Genomic DNA, 15747 nt, shown 5'->3' on the forward strand with positions numbered 1-15747 from the left:
GCGCGGCGAGCGCGCGGAGATCGCCGGAGCGGCCGAGCCCGCGCCCGCCACCGCGCCCTGGGAGGTCGCGCTGCCCGCCCTGCGCGAGGCGTACCGGGCCGCCTCCCAGCTCTACGAGAAGGTGGGCGTCGGCGCCGACCTGCGCGCCGAGCAGGCCCGCGCCGAGAGCGAGGAGACCGCCGCGCTGGCCGAGCTGGGCCGCCTCAGCAACAAGGTCCGCACCCGCGCCGCCCAGCTCCTCGAAGGCACCGACGGCGCCGACGCCCCCTCCCGGCAGGCCGCCGCCGCCCGCGCCCAGGAACTGGTGACACTGCTGGAGTCACGCGCCGAAGCCGCCAGCGAGCAGCTCGGCCGGCTGCGCGGCGACGCCGAACGCCTCGCCCCCCGCGACACCGCGGCCCACGCCGAGCTGCCCGAGGGGCTGCGCCCCGCCGACGCCGCCCGCGCCCAGGCGCTGCTGCGTACGGCCAGCGGCGAACTGGCCGCCCACACCGAGGCGTTGGAGGAGGCCGCCGCGGCCCACGAGGCGCTGCTGCACACCCACCGCACTGCCGAGGACGCCGCCCGGGGCTTCGAGGAGACCGCCGCCCTGCTGCGCGACCTGCTGCGCGGCGCCGGGGACGAGGACACCCGCGCCGAGGAGGAGCCCTACCCCGGCGACCTGGAGGCCGCCCGCCTGGCCGCCACCGAGGCGCGCCGCTCCCTGCGCGGCTGCGCCGGCGACCTGGCCGCCGCCGAGTCCGCACTGCGCGAGACCTGCGACGTACTGGTCCGCCACGCCAACTCCACCCGCTACGAGCAGGTACGCACCCCCGCCCGCCAGCAGATCCGCGAACTGCCCGCCGCCGCCCTCCCCGAGCACGCCGCCGCCTGGGCCCAGGCGTTCGCCCCGCGACTGCGCGTCCTCACCGACGAGCTGGCACAGCTGGAGCGCAACCGCGACAGCATCGTCGACCGCCTGCGCGGCCTGGTCGAGTCCGCCCTCGCCACCCTGCGCTCCGCCCAGCACCTCTCCCGCCTCCCCGAGGGACTGGGGGAGTGGTCCGGGCAGGAGTTCCTGCGCATCCGCTTCACCGACCCCGACCAGAGCACCCTGGCCGAACGCCTCGGCGAGGTCATCGACGAGGCCACCCGCGCGGCCGTCCGCAAGAACGGCGACCTGCGCCGCGACGGCATGTCCCTCCTGCTGCGGGCGGTCGCCGCGGCCCTGCGGCCCAAGGGCGTCAGCGTCGAGATCCTCAAGCCCGACGCCGTGCTGCGCGCCGAGCGCGTCCCGGTCGGCCAGATGGGCGACGTCTTCTCCGGCGGCCAGCTGCTCACCGCCGCCATCGCCCTGTACTGCACGATGGCCGCCCTGCGCAGCAACGACCGCGGCACCGCCCCCACCACCGGCCCCCGCCACGCGGGCACCCTGTTCCTGGACAACCCGATCGGCCGGGCGAACGCCACCTACCTCCTGGAGCTCCAGCGCGCGGTGGCCGACGCCCTGGGCGTCCAACTCCTCTACACCACCGGCCTCTTCGACACCACGGCCCTGGCGGAGTTCCCCCTGGTCATCCGCCTACGCAACGACGCGGACCTGCGCGCGGGCCTGAAGTACATCTCCGTCGAGGAACACCTCCGTCCCGGCCTGCCCGAACAGCGCCCGGGCGAGGAGCAGGTCCACGGCGAGATCACAGCCACCCGCCTCTTCCGCCGCACCCCGCAGTGACGGCGTGCCTGAGCTTCGTCCGCGCCGTGCCCCGCGGTTGACCTTCCCCCAGGGGGAGACCCCAGCATCGGGGCACCGGCCGGACGGCCGGGACGAGGAGGAGCGGTGCGAGACCTGCTGACCATCGGGGCGTTCGCCCGCCGTGCCGGACTGTCGCCCAAGGCGCTGCGGCTCTACGACGAACTGGACCTGCTGCGGCCCGCGGCGGTGGACGGGGACTCGGGCTACCGCTACTACGCCCCCGCGCAGCTGGACCAGGCCCGCCTGATCGCCTGGCTGCGGCGGCTGGGCATGCCGCTGGAGCACATCCGCCGGGTGTGCGCGCTGCCCGCCCCGGCGGCGGCAGAGGCGGTCGCCGACTACTGGGAGCAGGTACGGGCGGAGACCGCCGCGCGCGGACAGCTCGCCACCTTCCTCGTCGACTACCTGACGGGAAGAGGCAGTTCGATGGCCGGCACACCCCACGGGCCCGCGGCCCCCGCCCTGGGAATCCGCTACGCCGCCCGCTCCGAGTCCGGACCGGTGCGTACGAGCAACGAGGACACCGCCTACGCCGGCCCGGGACTGCTCGCGGTGGCCGACGGCGTCCGCGGGGCGGCCGGCCACCGGGCGAGCGAGGCCGCCGTCGAGGTGCTCAGGGCACTCCGGGGCGCGGACCTCCCCGCCGGGGAGCTCCTCGGCGCGCTCGCCGCCGCGGTCGACGAGGCCGACCGCGCCCTCGCGAAGATCACCGCCTCCGAGCCGGCGGGGGAGGCCGTCACGACGCTCACCGCGCTGCTCTGGTCGGGCGCCGACCTGGCGCTGGTGCACATCGGCGACAGCCGCGCGTACCTCGTACGCGACGGAGGGCTGTTCCGCATCACCGAGGACCACACCCATGTGCGCTCCCTCGTCGCGGAGGGCCGCCTCACCGAGGAGGAGGCCGCCTCCCACCCGCAGCGCTTCCTGCTCGCCCGGGCCCTGACCGGCGCGGGAGGCGCCCGCCCGGACCTGTCCCTGCACGGGGTGCGGGCCGGCGACAGATACCTGCTGTGCTCCGACGGCCTGTCCGCCGTCGTACCGGACGACCTCCTGCGCGAGGCGCTCACCGCCCCCGGCGACCCGCAGTCCGTACTCGACGAACTGATCGCCCGGGCCTACGCACACGGCGCCCCCGACAACATCGCCTGCGCGGTCGCCGAGGTGGTCGCGCTGGAGACCCCCGCCGGCGCCGCCCGGTGAGCAGCACCTCGCACGTCCGCTCCCCGAGGCCGTACGCCTTCGACCGCCGCCCCCTGTCCATAGCGCCCTACCGGCGGCTGTGGACCGCCTCCGCCCTCACGGCGGTGGTCGGCTCGTTCAGCGTGGTCGCCGTCCCGGCCCAGCTGTTCGCGCTGACCGGCTCCTCGGCGGCCGTGGGGGCCGCCGCCGCGGTGGCCTTCGTCGCACTGGCCGGCGCGGCGCTGTGGACGGGCGCCGTCGTGGACGCGGGGGACGCCCGTACGGTGCTGCTGGCCGCACACGGCCAACTGGCCCTGACCTACGCGGTCCTGGGGGCGCACGCCGCCCTGGGCGGCCGCTCGCTCCCGCTGCTGATGGTGCTGGTGGCCTGCCAGGGGACGGCCTACGGGGCGATCATGACGGCGACGGGCGCCGTGGTGCCGCGCCTCGTCCCGCCCGACCTCCTCCCCGCGGCCAACAGCCTGAGCGCACTGACCCGTTACACCGGAGCGATCCTCGGCCCGGTGCTGGCCGGAGCGCTGCTGCCGGCGGCCGGACTCGCGGCCCTCTACCTGTGCGACGCGGTGACACTGCTCGCCGTCCTCGCGGTCGTCGCCCGGCTGCCGTCGCTGCCACCCGGCCCGGACGGTCCCGCGCCACCGCGCCCGGCCCGGTCCCTGCCCGGCCGGATCCTCACCGGCTTCCGCCACCTGGCCGCCGACCGGCTGCTGCGCGCGGTCCTGGCGGTGGACCTCGCCGCGATGGTCCTCGGCATGCCGACCGCCCTCTTCCCGGAGCTGGCCCGGCACGTATACGGCGGACCACCCGGCGGCGGACGGGAGTTGGGCCTCCTGTACGCCGCCTACCCGGCCGGAGTGCTCGCGGCCGGCCTGCTCTCGGGAACGTTCACCCGCGCCCGCCGGCACGGCGCCCTCCTGGCCGCGGCAGCCGCCGCCTGGGGAGCCACGGTGGTGGTACTGGGCCTCGCCCCGCGGCTCTGGGTCGCTTTGGCGGCCCTCGGCCTGGGCGGGGCGGTGAACTTCGTACTGAGCACCTTCCGCACCACCATCTCCCAGGCCCGCACCGACGAGGCGCTGCGCGGCCGGATCCAGGGCTCGCTCACCGTCGTACTGATCGGCGGCCCGCAGCTGGCCAACCTGCTGCACGGCACGGCCGGTTCACTCCTCGGCCCCCGCACCGCGATCTGCGCCGGCGGACTGCTGACCCTCACGGCCGTGGCGGCGGTCGTACGAGCCGTGCCGGAGCTGCGGCACTACGCCGCCCGGTGACGTCAGCGGACGGCGGGAGGGGGCTCCCGCACGTCCACCACGCCCCCGTACTGCGCGCGCAGGAGTGTCTCCAGGCGCGTGTGCAGGGCGCGGGCGTGCTGGAGATGGCCGCCGTCGCGGCGCAGGCTCTCGTCGATGCGGATCAGCTCCGCGCTGCCCGGCTCCACCACGAAGCTGCGGACCTCCGCCAGGTCCAGGCGGCGGTTCAGCTCGTGGACCGTGTCGCGCCACTCGTGCAGCAGCGCGGTCAGCGCGCTGTGGCGCCGCTCCGCCAGCACCCCGGAGACCAGCGCCGCGTCGCTGGCGGAGAGCACCGGGCGCGGGAAGACGCGGTGCACCGGATGCGCCGGGTCCAGCGGGGCGAACCGGGGGTCCGCCAGCACGCCGGCGTTCTTCACCAGCTCCCCGGCGAGCGCCTGCAGCGTCTGCTGCAGGCGCTCCTGCGCCGCCGCCCGCCGCTCCGCGAACACCCCGGAGATCGCCGCGCACAGCGCGAGGGTCTGGATCACCGGCTCCCAGCGCGCCGCCGCCGGCGCCGTGACGAGCCAGCTGACGCACACCCCCAGCGCCAGCGCCAGCGCGCTGAAGGTGAGCACGGCCAGCCAGGACCGCCGCCGCGAACGCCGCGCCATCGCCGTCGACCCGCCCCTCAGGTGAAGGGGTTGGGCGGCGGCGGGGCGGCCGCCGGCGCGGGCGCGGCGCTCCTGAGCAGCATCAGGTCCATCCCGAAACGCGGCTCCCCGTACCCCGCGTGGGATCCCGAGCGGTAGCGGTCCACCTCCTGCGCCCGCGCGTCGCCCAGCAGCTTCACCAGTCCCTGCTCCGCGTACTTGCGCGTGATCAGCAGCCGGATCGTGTCCGACTCGGGGAAGTCGATACGGCTGCGGTCCGGCAGCGTCAGCCGCAGCGGCGCCCCGGTGCGGTTGCGGTACACCACCTTCACCATCAGCGCCCGGTCGTCCTCCACCGCCGGCTCGAAGGAGACGCTGTCCATGTCGATATGGAGATCCGTGTACTGCATCACCGCGCTCGTCACGAACTCCCCGAACCGCGGACTGGCCTGGTACTCCTGCGCCGCCGCCAGCGCGCTGGGCTCGTCCAGCGCCCCCGTCGTCGCCACCTCCAGCAGGAAGCGGTCCTGCGGCCGCAGCAGTTCGCGTACGAGCATGGCCAGCAGCCCCGTGTCGCTCTCGAAGTTGGCCAGCGTGTTGCCCGCCAGCGCGTACAGCACCGGCTCGTCCCCCACCAGCTCCTCCACCAGCCGCCGCAACCGCCGCGCGTTGCGCGCGCCGGCGAAGTCCAGCTGTACGGGCACGACGTTCGACGCCCGCAGCCCCAGCCCGCGCAGCGCCTCGCGCTGCCCCTGGCGGAGCATCTCCGGACTCACGTCCACCGGTACGTAGCACAACTCCCCGGCGCGCCCCCGCTGGAGCGTTTCGAGCACCGTGTGGTCCTTGTGGCCCGTCCCCGTGCCGAGGCTGACGTAGTGGAAGCCCTGCCCGGTGACGGACGGCAGCAGCTGCGACCAGCGGTGCGGGAAGGACTCGATGCTGGCCCGCATCACCGGATAGAACAGGTCCGAGCAGGCGTGCAGCCAGGCGACCGTCGACTCGACACCCCAGTAGGAGAACCCGGAGGAGATCCGCTTGCCGTCGCCGGTCGCCGAGAACGGCGCGCGCAGCTCGCTCGTCAGCCGCGAGAACTTCTCCGACTGGTCCTCACCGACCAGGCACAGCGTCCAGAAGTACCCGGAGGTGCTGAGCACCCCGTCCAGCCGGTGCAGTGCCCCCTCGCCCTCGGTCATCACAGGCCCCCGTCTCCCGACTCCCCTACCCCCCAGGGCAGTTGTCCCAGAGTACGTCCTCAGGCGGCCTCGGTGAGCCCGCTCGCCGCACGTCCGCGCGCCGGGGTGCGCCCCGCGCGCCGACGAGCCCGCCGCCGCTCCCTGCGCAGGGCCCGCGCCGCGCTGCTGGGGCTGGAGACCACGCCGTTGCGCTGGTTCCACACCTGCCGGGTGACCCACACGTCCAGCACGCCCCAGGTGGCGACGATCGTGCTGACTATCGTGCTCAGCGCCGTCGGGAAGGCGAGCCAGGAGCCGCTGAGGGTGGCCAGGAAGGCGGTCATCGCCTGCGTCAGCGTCAGCGCCGCGATGATGACGGCCCGCACGGCCGCGATACGCACCGGATCGGGCAGCCGGGGTGTGCCGACCGGCTCCTCCACCCACAGCGGCCCTCGTGGCCTGCCGGCCCCGTCAGCCCTGCCGGCCTCATCGGCCCCACCGGCCCTACCAACCCTGTCCATCGGCTCTCCTCCCCCTGTCCTGCGGCGATGATCCTAGCTCCCGCCCGCGGCACCTCCGCCCCCGCCGTCCGTGCGCGGCACCCTCGCGGCGAGATGCCCGACTCAGGAGTGCCTGCCCCTCTTCGACCGGTCCGAAAAGCGGTAGCAATCATCATTCCCCCCGTCCAACGAGCGGATACCCCTACGAGTTGCCGCCCCGGGAGTAGTACGCTCACGCCGTTCACGGGGTATGAGCACGACCAGCCCGACCTGAGCGCCCGTAGTGACCTGGGGGGTCCATGCGCCGTCAAGGGAAGTCGATTCGCCGCACCACCGCGGTGGCCGCCCGCGCCGCCGACCGCGCCGCGGCCCCGTACCACCAGCAGCCCCACGATCGGAGACCGCCCGTGACGGCGCAGGACCGCCAGCTCCGCCGGATCCGCCAGGACGACGACCTCCGGGAGGAGGGCGCGGGCGACGGGCGGGAAGCGCTGAGTTGGATGCTGGACGACCTGGTCGAGCGGGTCGCCGACGTACGGACGGCCCTGGTGCTCTCCGGCGACGGCCTGGCGATGGGCGTCTCCCGCGACATCGACCGGGAGGACGCCGAGCACCTCGCGGCGCTGGCCTCCGGCTTCCACGGCCTCGCGAAGGGCATCGGCGTGCGCTTCGACACGGGGGAGGTGCGCCAGACGGTCGTTGAGCTGGACGAGGCGTTCCTCTTCGTGACCGCCGCCGGCTCCGGCAGCCGGCTGGCCGTGATGGCGGGGGCGACGGCCGACGTCGGCCAGATCGCCTTCGAGATGGCGCTCCTGGTCAGGCGGGTCGGCGAGCACCTCGCGGCGGCTCCCCGCCGTAAGCACGAAGGGGCGTGAGGGCGGTGGCCCCCCGACCGGACCGCGCCGGGCGCGAGCAGCAGGACGCCCCCCGTACGGAGCCGCGGGAGCAGGCGCCCGACCCGGCGCCCGAGGGCGAGCCGGCGGAGTCGGACGAGGTGCTCCTCCTCCAGGTCATCCAGCGCCTGCGCCGCACCCTCTGAGAGCCCGCACCCTCCGAGAGCCCGCACCCTCCGGGCGGCGGCACGCGGACGTACGGCCGCCCGCCCCGCGCGGGAGCGGACGGCCGTACGCCTGCGTGCGGGGCGGGCGGTGGCTCAGCCCTCGCCGTCCTCCAGCCAGCCGAAGGAACGCTCCACGGCCTTGTGCCAGTTGCGGAACTCGCGCTCCCGCGTCTGCGCGTCCATCGCCGGCGTCCACTCCCGGTCGCGCTTCCAGTGCTGCTTCAGCTCGTCCAGGTCCTGCCACACGCCGGTGGCCAGACCGGCCGCGTAGGCGGCGCCCAGGCAGGTCGTCTCGGAGACCACCGGCCGGATCACCGGCACGCCCAGCGCGTCCGCCTGGTACTGCATGAGCAGGTTGTTCGCGGTCATGCCGCCGTCGACCCTGAGGTCGGTGAGCTGCACCCCGGAGTCCTGGTACATGGCGTCGACGACCTCGCGGGTCTGCCAGCACGTCGACTCCAGTACGGCGCGCGCCAGATGGGCCTTGGTGACGTAGCGCGTCAGGCCCGTGATGACGCCGCGCGCGTCGGAGCGCCAGTACGGGGCGAAGAGGCCGGAGAAGGCGGGCACGATGTACGCGCCGCCGTTGTCGGCCACGCTCGCCGCCAGTGGTTCGATCTCCTCGGCGGACTGGATGATGCCGAGCTGGTCGCGGAACCACTGCACCAGCGCGCCGGTGATGGCGATGGCCCCTTCGAGGCAGTAGACGGGCGCCTCGCCGCCGATGCGGTAGCCCATCGTGGTCAGCAGCCCGCTCTTCGAGGGGACGGGCCGCGTACCGGTGTTGAGCAGCAGGAAGCTACCGGTGCCGTAGGTGTTCTTCGCCTCGCCGACGCCGAAGCAGGTCTGCCCGAAGATGGCGGCCTGCTGGTCGCCCAGCGCGGAGGCGATGGGGACGCCCCGCAGCTGGCCGGTCCCGCGTCCGTACACCTCGGCGGAGGAGCGGATCTCGGGGAGGATCGCGGCGGGGATGTCCATCGCGTCGAGGATGGACTGGTCCCACTGGAGGGTCTCCAGGTTCATCAGCATGGTGCGTGAGGCGTTGGTGACGTCGGTGACGTGCACGCCGCCGTCGGGGCCGCCGGTGAGGTTGTAGATGAGCCAGGAGTCGATGGTGCCGAAGGCGATCTCGCCGTTCTCGGCCCGGCCGCGCAGGCCGGGGACGTTGTCGAGCAGCCAGGCGGCCTTGGGGCCGGAGAAGTAGCTGGCGAGCGGCAGGCCGGTGCGGTCGCGGAAGCGGTCCTGGCCGTCGGAGCCGCCGAGGTCGTTGCACAGTGCGGCGGTGCGGGTGTCCTGCCAGACGATGGCGTTGTGGACCGGTTTTCCGGTGGCGCGGTCCCACAGCACGGTGGTCTCGCGCTGGTTGGTGATGCCGATGGCGGCGAGGTCGTCGGCGCCCAGGCCCGCCTTGGCGAGCGCGCCGGCCACCACGGCCTGGGTCTTGGACCAGATCTCGGTGGCGTCGTGCTCCACCCAGCCCGGCTTGGGGAAGATCTGGCGGTGCTCTCGCTGGTCGACGGCGACGATGGCGCCGTCCTGGTTGAAGATGATGCAGCGACTCGAGGTGGTGCCTTGGTCGATCGCGGCGACGTACGTGTCCGTCATGGTGACGTCCCCCAGGGGTCTAGAACGCGACTTCGAAGATTCCGGCGGCGAGGGCGCCGCCGATCAGGGGCCCGGCGACCGGGATCCAGGCGTACTTCCATTCGGAGGTGCCCTTGTCGGGAATGGGCAGTACGGCGTGGGCGGCTCGCGGCGCGAGGTCGCGGGCCGGGTTGATGGCGTAGCCGGTCGGGCCGCCGAGCGACATGCCGATGCCCACCACGAGGAGGGCGACGACGAGGATGCCCGTACCGGACAGGCCCAGTCCCTCCGTCAGTCCGAAGGCGAGGAGGGGCAGGACCAGGGCGATGGTGGCGATGATCTCGGTGATGAGGTTCTGCACCGGGTGGTAGATGGCCGGGCGGGTGGCGAAGACGCCCAGGGTCTCGATCCGGTTGGCCTCGTCCCGGTTGGCGTTGAACTGGCCGAGGTAGACCAGCCAGCACAGCACCGCGCCGAGGAAGGCGCCGGCGAGCTGGCCCAGGACGTAGACGGGCACGTCGCCCCAGTCGGTCGTGCCCTCGATGGCCAGTCCGAGGGTGACGGCGGGGTTGAGGTGGCCGCCGGAGAGGGGCGCCGCGGTGTACGCGCCGGCGAGGACGCCGAAGCCCCAGCCGAAGGTGATGACGACCCAGCCGGCGTCGCGCGCCTTGGAACTGGTGAGGAGGACGCCGGCGACCACACCGGCACCCAGCAGGATCAGGATGGCCGTGCCGATGAGTTCGCCGACGAAGATGTCCCCATTGCTCATGTGCGGCTCCTAGGGCTGCCCGGGGTCCCGGCCCCGGTGCTTTCCGGTAGGGGGTGCCGCCGTGGCGCCGGACAGCGGCACAGGGCAGGGCGCCCCGCTCGGCATCCGCGACGAGCTGCCAGTGCTGGTGGTCGCCGGTGGGGAGGGGCGGCGTGCGGCCGTCGTCGGCGATACCGAACTGACATCCGGGAGTGTTCACCTGCACTGATGGGTCGTCAAGACGGTGGACACGACGGGGTTTTGTGTCATCGGCGCGGTCCAGGTCAGAGGTTCGCGGTGGCTGGAAACCGAGGGTCGGGAGCGGGTCGGGGCGTTGCTCTTCCGCCGCGGCCGCCCCTGGGTTATTCTCTTATTAAGAAGAACTCACTTTGAGAAGGACTGGAGCCGCGTGATGCCGGACGAGGAGTTCCTCGCGCAGTACGACCCGGGTGCGTACCCGCCGTTCGCCGTGACGGTCGACGTGGTGGCCCTGACCCTGCGCGACGGCGCGCTCAGCGTGCTGCTGGTGCGCCGCGGCGAGGCGCCCTTCGCCGGCGCCTGGGCGCTGCCGGGCGGCTTCGTCCAGGCCGGCGCGGAGACGCTCGACGAGGCCGCGGCCCGCGAACTGGCCGAGGAGACCGGGCTGGACGAGGAGCGCGGACTGGGGCGCGTCCACCTGGAGCAGCTCGGCACGTACGGCGATCCGGGCCGCGACCCGCGCATGGCCGTCGTCTCCGTCGCCTACCTGGCCTTCGCCCCCGACCTCCCCGAGGCACTCGCCGGCAGCGACGCCGCGGACGCCCGCTGGACGCCGGTGGCCGACGTACCGGGACTGGCGCTGGCCTTCGACCACGCGCACATCCTCGCCGACGGGCTGGAGCGGGCACGCTCGAAGATCGAGTACACCCCCCTCGCCACGGCCTTCCTGCGCAAGGAGTTCACGGTCAGCGAGCTGCGCGCCGTCTACGAGGCCGTCTGGGGCGCCGAGCTGCACGCCGGGAACTTCCACCGCAAGGTGCTCTCCGTCCCCGGCCTCGTGGAGTCGACCGGCGCCACCGCCGAGCACTCCAGCACCCGCGGCGGCCCGCGCGCCCGCCTCTACCGCGCCGGCGACGCCCGCCTCCTGCACCCCGCACTGCTGCGCCCCGACCGCGAGGACGGGGTGCGCTGAACGAGCGGCGGGGCCACCCGCCGCCCTCACCCACGAGCCGGTACGAGCCGATCCGATCCGATCCGATCCGAGCCAGTCCGAACAGGGAGGTAACGACCATGGGAAGCGGACGCTGGTCCCACCATGTCTACGACGCCGCACGGGAGTTCCGCGCCGCCCAGGGCCTGGGCGCCTTCGCCTACAGCGACCACTGCATGAGCGCCACCCCGCGCCGGCAGTGGCGGGCGCACCCGAGCCTGGACCCGTACGGAATCGGCCTGCGCGAGAGCCGCGACTCCGCCGAGCACCCCGGCTCCCTCGCCATCGCCGTGCTCTTCGACGTCACCGGCTCCATGCGGCGCGTGCCGCAGGTGCTCCAGGCCAAACTGCCGGGCCTGTTCGGCCTGCTGCGGCGCAAGGAGTACGTACGCCACCCGCAGCTGCTCTTCGGCGCCGTCGGCGACGCCACCTGCGACCGGGTGCCGCTGCAGCTGGGCCAGTTCGAGTCCGACAATCGGATGGACGCCAACCTCGGCGACATCCTGCTGGAGGGCGGGGGCGGCGGACAGGCCACCGAGAGCTACGAGTTGGCGATGTACGCGATGGCCCGGCACACCTCGCTGGACTGCTGGGAGAAGCGCCGCCGCAAGGGCTACCTCTTCCTCATCGGCGACGAGATGCCCTACGGCCGGGTGAAGGCCCGCGAGGTGCGCGAGGTGCTCGGCGGGCAGCTCGCCGAGGACATCCCGACCGCCGCCATGGTGGCCGAACTGCGCCGCACCTACGAGGTGTTCTACCTCCTGCCCGCCGGCTCCTCCTACTACGGCAGCCGGGCGGTGCTGCAGACCTGGCGGGGCCTGCTCGGGCAGAACGTGATCGAGCTGGACGACCTCAGCGCCGTCTGCGAGACCATCGCGCTCACCGTCGGGCTCTCCGAGGAGGCCATCGACCTGCACGCCGGACTGGCCGACCTGGCGGACATCGGCTCGGACGCCGCCCCCGTCGTGGGCCGCGCCCTCGCCCCCTTCGACCACCGCCGCAGGGAGGGCTGATGAGCACCGGCGGACCCAGCACCGGCGGGCCCAGCACCGACGGACACCGCACCGACGAACACAGCGTCGTCGTGGACCTCGGCTACGGCGACGCGGGCAAGGGCCGCGTGGTGGCCGCGCTGTGCGAGGCGGCGGAGGGGCCCCGCGGGGGAGGGCCCGTCCGCGCCGTCGTCCGCTTCAACGGCGGCGCGCAGGCCGGCCACAACGTCCTCGCGGCGGACGGCCGCCACCACACCTTCGCCCAGTTCGCCTCCGGCACCCTGGCCGGCGTCCCCACGTACCTCTCCCGCTTCACCCTCGTCGACCCGCCCGCCCTGGCCGCCGAGGCCGCGCACCTCGCCGAGCTGGGCGTACGGTCCCCGCTGCGGCTACTCACCGTGGACCGGCGCGCCCTGCTCACCACCCCCTACCACGCCGCCGCCGGACAACTGCGCGAACGGGCGCGCGGCGCCGCCCGGCACGGCTCCTGCGGGATGGGCGTCGGCGAGGCCGCCCGCTACGCCCTCGCCCACCCCGCCGACGCGCCGCTCGTGGGCGACTGCGGCTCGCGGCTGCGGCTGCTGCGCAAACTCGTCGCCCTGCGCGAGCGGTTGACGGCGGAGCTGGGCCCGCTGGGCGCGCCGCCGGTGGAGGAGTGCGCGACGGCCTGCCTGGAGTTCGCCCGCGCCGTGGCCCTGGCCGACGAGGCGCACCTGCCGCGGCTGCTCGCGCAGGGCCCGGTGGTCTTCGAGGGCGCGCAGGGCGTGCTGCTGGACGAGCGGCACGGCTTCCACCCGTACACCACCTGGTCCACCACCACCTTCGCCAACGCCGAGACGCTCCTGGCCGAGGCCGGCGCGCCGGGCGCCGCGCGGCGCATCGGCGTGGTGCGCACCCACACCACCCGCCACGGCCCCGGCCCGCTGGTCACCGAGGACCCCGCGCTCACCGCCGCCCTCCCCGAGCCGCACAACACCGCCGGACCCTGGCAAGGTGCGTTTCGCGTCGGGCACTTCGACGCGGTGGCGCACGCCTACGCGGCCGAGGTCTGCGGGGGAGTGGACGCACTCGCGCTCACCCACCTCGACCGGATCGCGCACGCCCCCCTCGACCTCGTGCGCTCGTACGAGATCGACGGCCGCCCCCTGGACCGGCTGCCCGTGAGCGCCCGCCCCGACCCGGCCGGCCAGGAGCACCTCACCGGCCGGCTGCTGCGCGCGCTCCCGGGCCGGCGGAGTCGGCCGGGCGCCGACCCCCGCGAGTGGACCGCCGCCGTCTCCGAGGCGCTCGGCGCCCCGGTGGAGCTGGCGTCGTACGGCCCAAGCGGCCCCCTGCGCCCCGGTGTTCACACCCCCCGCAGCCGCACCGGATACGACGGCCGCCCGCCCTCCGCGCGCTCCACCCGCACCCGCCCGCGCGTCGACCAGCGCACGGTGTAGCGCTCCGTGCGCGCCGGCCGCCAGCCGTCCGGCGTCCCCACGGCGACGCTCCCGCCCCCGCTTCCCCCGGGAGCGGGGGCCCACACCTCCAGCTCCACGCCGCCCTCCGGCCCGGCGACGGGCAGCACCGACCCGGCGCGCGCCAGCACCGGCACCGAGCCCAGCGGCGCCGCCAGCTCCACGGGCCCCGGGCCCTCGTACGCCCGCTCGTCGCGCGTGTCGTACCAGCGGCCCGGCGGCAGCACCACCGTGCGCCGCCGCCCGCCCTCGTGCAGCACCGGGGCCACCAGCAGGGCGTCCCCGAGGAGGAAGGCGTCCTCGCAGTCCCGCAGCCGGCGCAGCGCCGGCTCGTGCCACCACAGCGGGCGCACGTAGGGCGCGCCCGTGCGCGCCGCCTCCACGGCCAGCGTGGTGAAGTACGGGCGCAGCCGCTCGCGTTCGAGGAGGCAGGCGCGGGCGTCCGCCAGGACCTGCGGCCCGAACTCCCAGGGCTCGCGCCGCCCGGCCCCGCGCGCGGCGTGGGTGCGGAAGAGCGGCAGGTACGCGCCCAGTTGGAACCAGCGCAGGTACAACTCCGGGGAGGGCGAGCCGTCGAAGCCCCCGATATCGGGCCCGGAGTACGGCACCCCGCACAGCCCGAGCCCCACCACCAGCGACAGCGAGGCGCGCAACCCCGGCCAGCCGGTGGCCACATCGCCCGACCAGGTGCCGCCGTAGCGTTGCATGCCCACCCAGCCGGAGCGGGAGAAGAGGAACGGCCGCCGCTCGGGGCGCAGCCGCCGCAGCCCCTCGTAGCCGGCCCGCGCCATTGCCAGCGCGTACACGTTGTGCGCCTCGCGGTGGTCGCCGCCGCGCCCCTCCAACGCGTGCCGGGTGTCCAGGGGGAGGGTGCCCGCCGAGAAGGGGTCGAAGGAGACCGGCTCGTTCATGTCGTGCCAGAAGCCCTCGAAGCCCTTCTCCAGCCGCTCCGCGTACAGGCCGCCCCACCACGCGCGCACCGGCGCGGCGGTGAAGTCGGGGAAGACGGCGCGCCCCGGCCACACCACGCCGCGCACCCGCCGGCCGCGCGGATCGCGGACGAAGGCGTCGGCCGCGCGCCCGCTGTCGTACACCGCGTCGCCCGGCGCCTCGGCCACCCCCGGATCGACGATCGAGACCACCCGGGTGCCCTGGGCGCGCAACTCGCCGATCAGAGCGCCGATGCCGGGGAAGCGGACGGGGTCGGCGGTGAAGACGCGGTGGCGGTCGAAGTGGTCGATGTCCAGGTGGACGGCCGCCAGCGGCAGCCCGTGCTCTTGGTAGCCGGCGGCGACGCGGCGCACCTCCGCCGCCGTGTCGAAGCCCCAGCGGGCGTGCTGGTGGCCCAGCGCCCAGTACGGGGGCAGCGCGGGCGCCCCGGTCAGCGCGCTCCAGCCCTGCAGCAGCCGCGCCGGGGTGCCGGCCAGCACCCAGTAGCGCAGCGGGCCGCCCGTCATCCGCAGCTCGCAGCGGCCGGGCCGGTCGTGGCCGGAGCCGTCGCCCTCCGTCCCCTCGGTGAGCCGGACGCGGCCGTCGTGGGTGTTGTCGACGAACACCAGATGGCAGCCGGCGTCCGCGACGACGAACTGCACCGGCATCGTGATCGACAGCGGATCGTCGCCGGGGCCGAAACAACCGCCCGGATCGGAGTTCCACAACCGGAAGGAGCCGCGCAGCCGGGGCCCGCCCGCCCGGCCGCCCAGCCCGAAGAAACGCGCGTCCGGCGCCACCCGCGCACAGGCCGTCCAGTGCCCCCCGCCCGCGCCGCCGGGCCGCTCCCACCAGCGCGGCGGCTGCTCCCGGCGCAGCCACTGCCCGCCGGGCGTCCGGATCTCCACCGCGCCGTGCCGGGAGACGGCGACGGTCAGCCGCTCGGAGACGACCTGCCAGCCGCCGTCCTTGTCCGGCTCCAGCTGGGTGCGCACATCGGCCGCCGGGCAGCCGTCCGCCAGCGCGTGGGACGGCTCGGGCGCCGCGTCCCAGCCGAGGAAGACCGCCCCCCGCACCGTCACCCGGATCTCCAGCTCCGCCCGCTCGAAGCGCAGCACCCCGCCGCCGGGGCACGGCCGCGCCTCCAGCAGCACACCGGGGGTACGGGCCCGCTCACCGGCGCGGGAGCGCAGCTCCGCCCGGCGCGCCGCCCGGGCACGCAGGCCGGCGCCGAGCGCGCGCACCGCCTGCGCCGCGCCCACCAGCCGTATCGCCGCCACCGCGGCCCGTACCCTCATGCGGCA

General features: G+C 75.0%; 14 protein-coding genes and 1 pseudogene. 9 read left to right on the top strand and 6 right to left on the bottom strand.

The window, feature by feature from the left end:
- From ACFQLX_RS01115 to ACFQLX_RS01125, 3 genes and pseudogenes are all read left to right on the top strand, one after another.
- Window positions 1-1711, top strand: a pseudogene (locus ACFQLX_RS01115) (hypothetical protein); the annotation flags it as partial.
- A gap of 105 nt (window positions 1712-1816) precedes the next feature.
- Window positions 1817-2932 (top strand): MerR family transcriptional regulator, encoded by a 1116-nt coding sequence (locus ACFQLX_RS01120; RefSeq protein WP_386410684.1) that lies wholly within the window; start codon window positions 1817-1819, stop codon window positions 2930-2932.
- Complete coding sequence (locus ACFQLX_RS01125; protein WP_386410687.1) at window positions 2929-4200, top strand: MFS transporter; 1272 nt, start codon at window positions 2929-2931, stop codon at window positions 4198-4200. The genes ACFQLX_RS01120 and ACFQLX_RS01125 overlap by 4 nt, the downstream gene beginning before the upstream one ends.
- Window positions 4201-4202: 2 nt before the next feature.
- Here ACFQLX_RS01125 and ACFQLX_RS01130 read toward each other — a convergent pair whose 3' ends face one another.
- From ACFQLX_RS01130 to ACFQLX_RS01140, 3 genes are read right to left on the bottom strand one after another with little or no spacing between them, the layout of a single operon-like run.
- Window positions 4203-4832, bottom strand: a complete 630-nt coding sequence (locus ACFQLX_RS01130) for a hypothetical protein (RefSeq protein WP_386410690.1) — start codon at window positions 4830-4832, stop codon at window positions 4203-4205.
- Between the two features lie 17 nt (window positions 4833-4849).
- Window positions 4850-6004, bottom strand: a complete 1155-nt coding sequence (locus ACFQLX_RS01135; RefSeq protein WP_386410693.1) for an L-histidine N(alpha)-methyltransferase — start codon at window positions 6002-6004, stop codon at window positions 4850-4852.
- Between the two features lie 59 nt (window positions 6005-6063).
- On the bottom strand, window positions 6064-6504 hold the full coding sequence (locus tag ACFQLX_RS01140) for a hypothetical protein (RefSeq protein WP_386410695.1): 441 nt from the start codon (window positions 6502-6504) through the stop codon (window positions 6064-6066).
- Window positions 6505-6983: 479 nt separating this feature from the next.
- Between ACFQLX_RS01140 and ACFQLX_RS01145 the strand changes: the two genes are divergently transcribed.
- Together ACFQLX_RS01145 and ACFQLX_RS01150 are read left to right on the top strand one after the other, a co-directional pair.
- Window positions 6984-7358 carry a roadblock/LC7 domain-containing protein gene (locus ACFQLX_RS01145; RefSeq protein WP_386411269.1) on the top strand — a complete coding sequence of 125 codons (375 nt, stop codon included), beginning with the start codon at window positions 6984-6986 and terminating at the stop codon, window positions 7356-7358.
- 5 nt (window positions 7359-7363) lie between these two features.
- A complete protein-coding gene (locus ACFQLX_RS01150; protein ID WP_386410698.1) occupies window positions 7364-7522 on the top strand; it encodes a hypothetical protein in 159 nt (52 codons plus the stop codon).
- 114 nt (window positions 7523-7636) lie between these two features.
- On the opposite strand, the gene glpK is transcribed toward ACFQLX_RS01150, so the two are convergent.
- Both glpK and ACFQLX_RS01160 read right to left on the bottom strand, forming a co-directional pair.
- On the bottom strand, window positions 7637-9148 hold the full coding sequence (glpK, locus tag ACFQLX_RS01155) for a glycerol kinase GlpK (RefSeq protein WP_386410701.1): 1512 nt from the start codon (window positions 9146-9148) through the stop codon (window positions 7637-7639).
- A 19-nt stretch (window positions 9149-9167) separates the two neighbouring features.
- Window positions 9168-9896 carry an MIP/aquaporin family protein gene (locus tag ACFQLX_RS01160; RefSeq protein WP_386410703.1) on the bottom strand — a complete coding sequence of 243 codons (729 nt, stop codon included), beginning with the start codon at window positions 9894-9896 and terminating at the stop codon, window positions 9168-9170.
- Between the two features lie 61 nt (window positions 9897-9957).
- Here ACFQLX_RS01160 and ACFQLX_RS01165 point away from each other — a divergent pair, with 61 nt between their 5' ends.
- The 4 genes from ACFQLX_RS01165 (at window position 9958) to ACFQLX_RS01180 (ending at window position 13495) form a co-directional block, all read left to right on the top strand.
- Entirely contained in the window at window positions 9958-10104 is a 147-nt protein-coding gene (locus ACFQLX_RS01165; RefSeq protein ID WP_386410706.1) for a hypothetical protein, read from the top strand.
- A gap of 183 nt (window positions 10105-10287) precedes the next feature.
- Complete coding sequence (locus tag ACFQLX_RS01170) at window positions 10288-11046, top strand: NUDIX hydrolase (protein ID WP_386410708.1); 759 nt, start codon at window positions 10288-10290, stop codon at window positions 11044-11046.
- A gap of 98 nt (window positions 11047-11144) precedes the next feature.
- On the top strand, window positions 11145-12077 hold the full coding sequence (locus ACFQLX_RS01175) for a hypothetical protein (RefSeq protein WP_386410711.1): 933 nt from the start codon (window positions 11145-11147) through the stop codon (window positions 12075-12077).
- Window positions 12077-13495, top strand: a complete 1419-nt coding sequence (locus ACFQLX_RS01180) for an adenylosuccinate synthetase (protein ID WP_386410714.1) — start codon at window positions 12077-12079, stop codon at window positions 13493-13495. The genes ACFQLX_RS01175 and ACFQLX_RS01180 overlap by 1 nt, the downstream gene beginning before the upstream one ends.
- On the opposite strand, the gene ACFQLX_RS01185 is transcribed toward ACFQLX_RS01180, so the two are convergent.
- Entirely contained in the window at window positions 13402-15741 is a 2340-nt protein-coding gene (locus ACFQLX_RS01185) for a glycoside hydrolase family 31 protein (RefSeq protein ID WP_386410717.1), read from the bottom strand. The two genes, ACFQLX_RS01180 and ACFQLX_RS01185, sit on opposite strands and share 94 nt — an antisense overlap.
- Window positions 15742-15747 lie beyond the last annotated feature (6 nt).

It is taken from the genome of Streptomyces polyrhachis, assembly GCF_042663125.1.
Classification (GTDB): domain Bacteria; phylum Actinomycetota; class Actinomycetes; order Streptomycetales; family Streptomycetaceae; genus Streptomyces; species Streptomyces polyrhachii.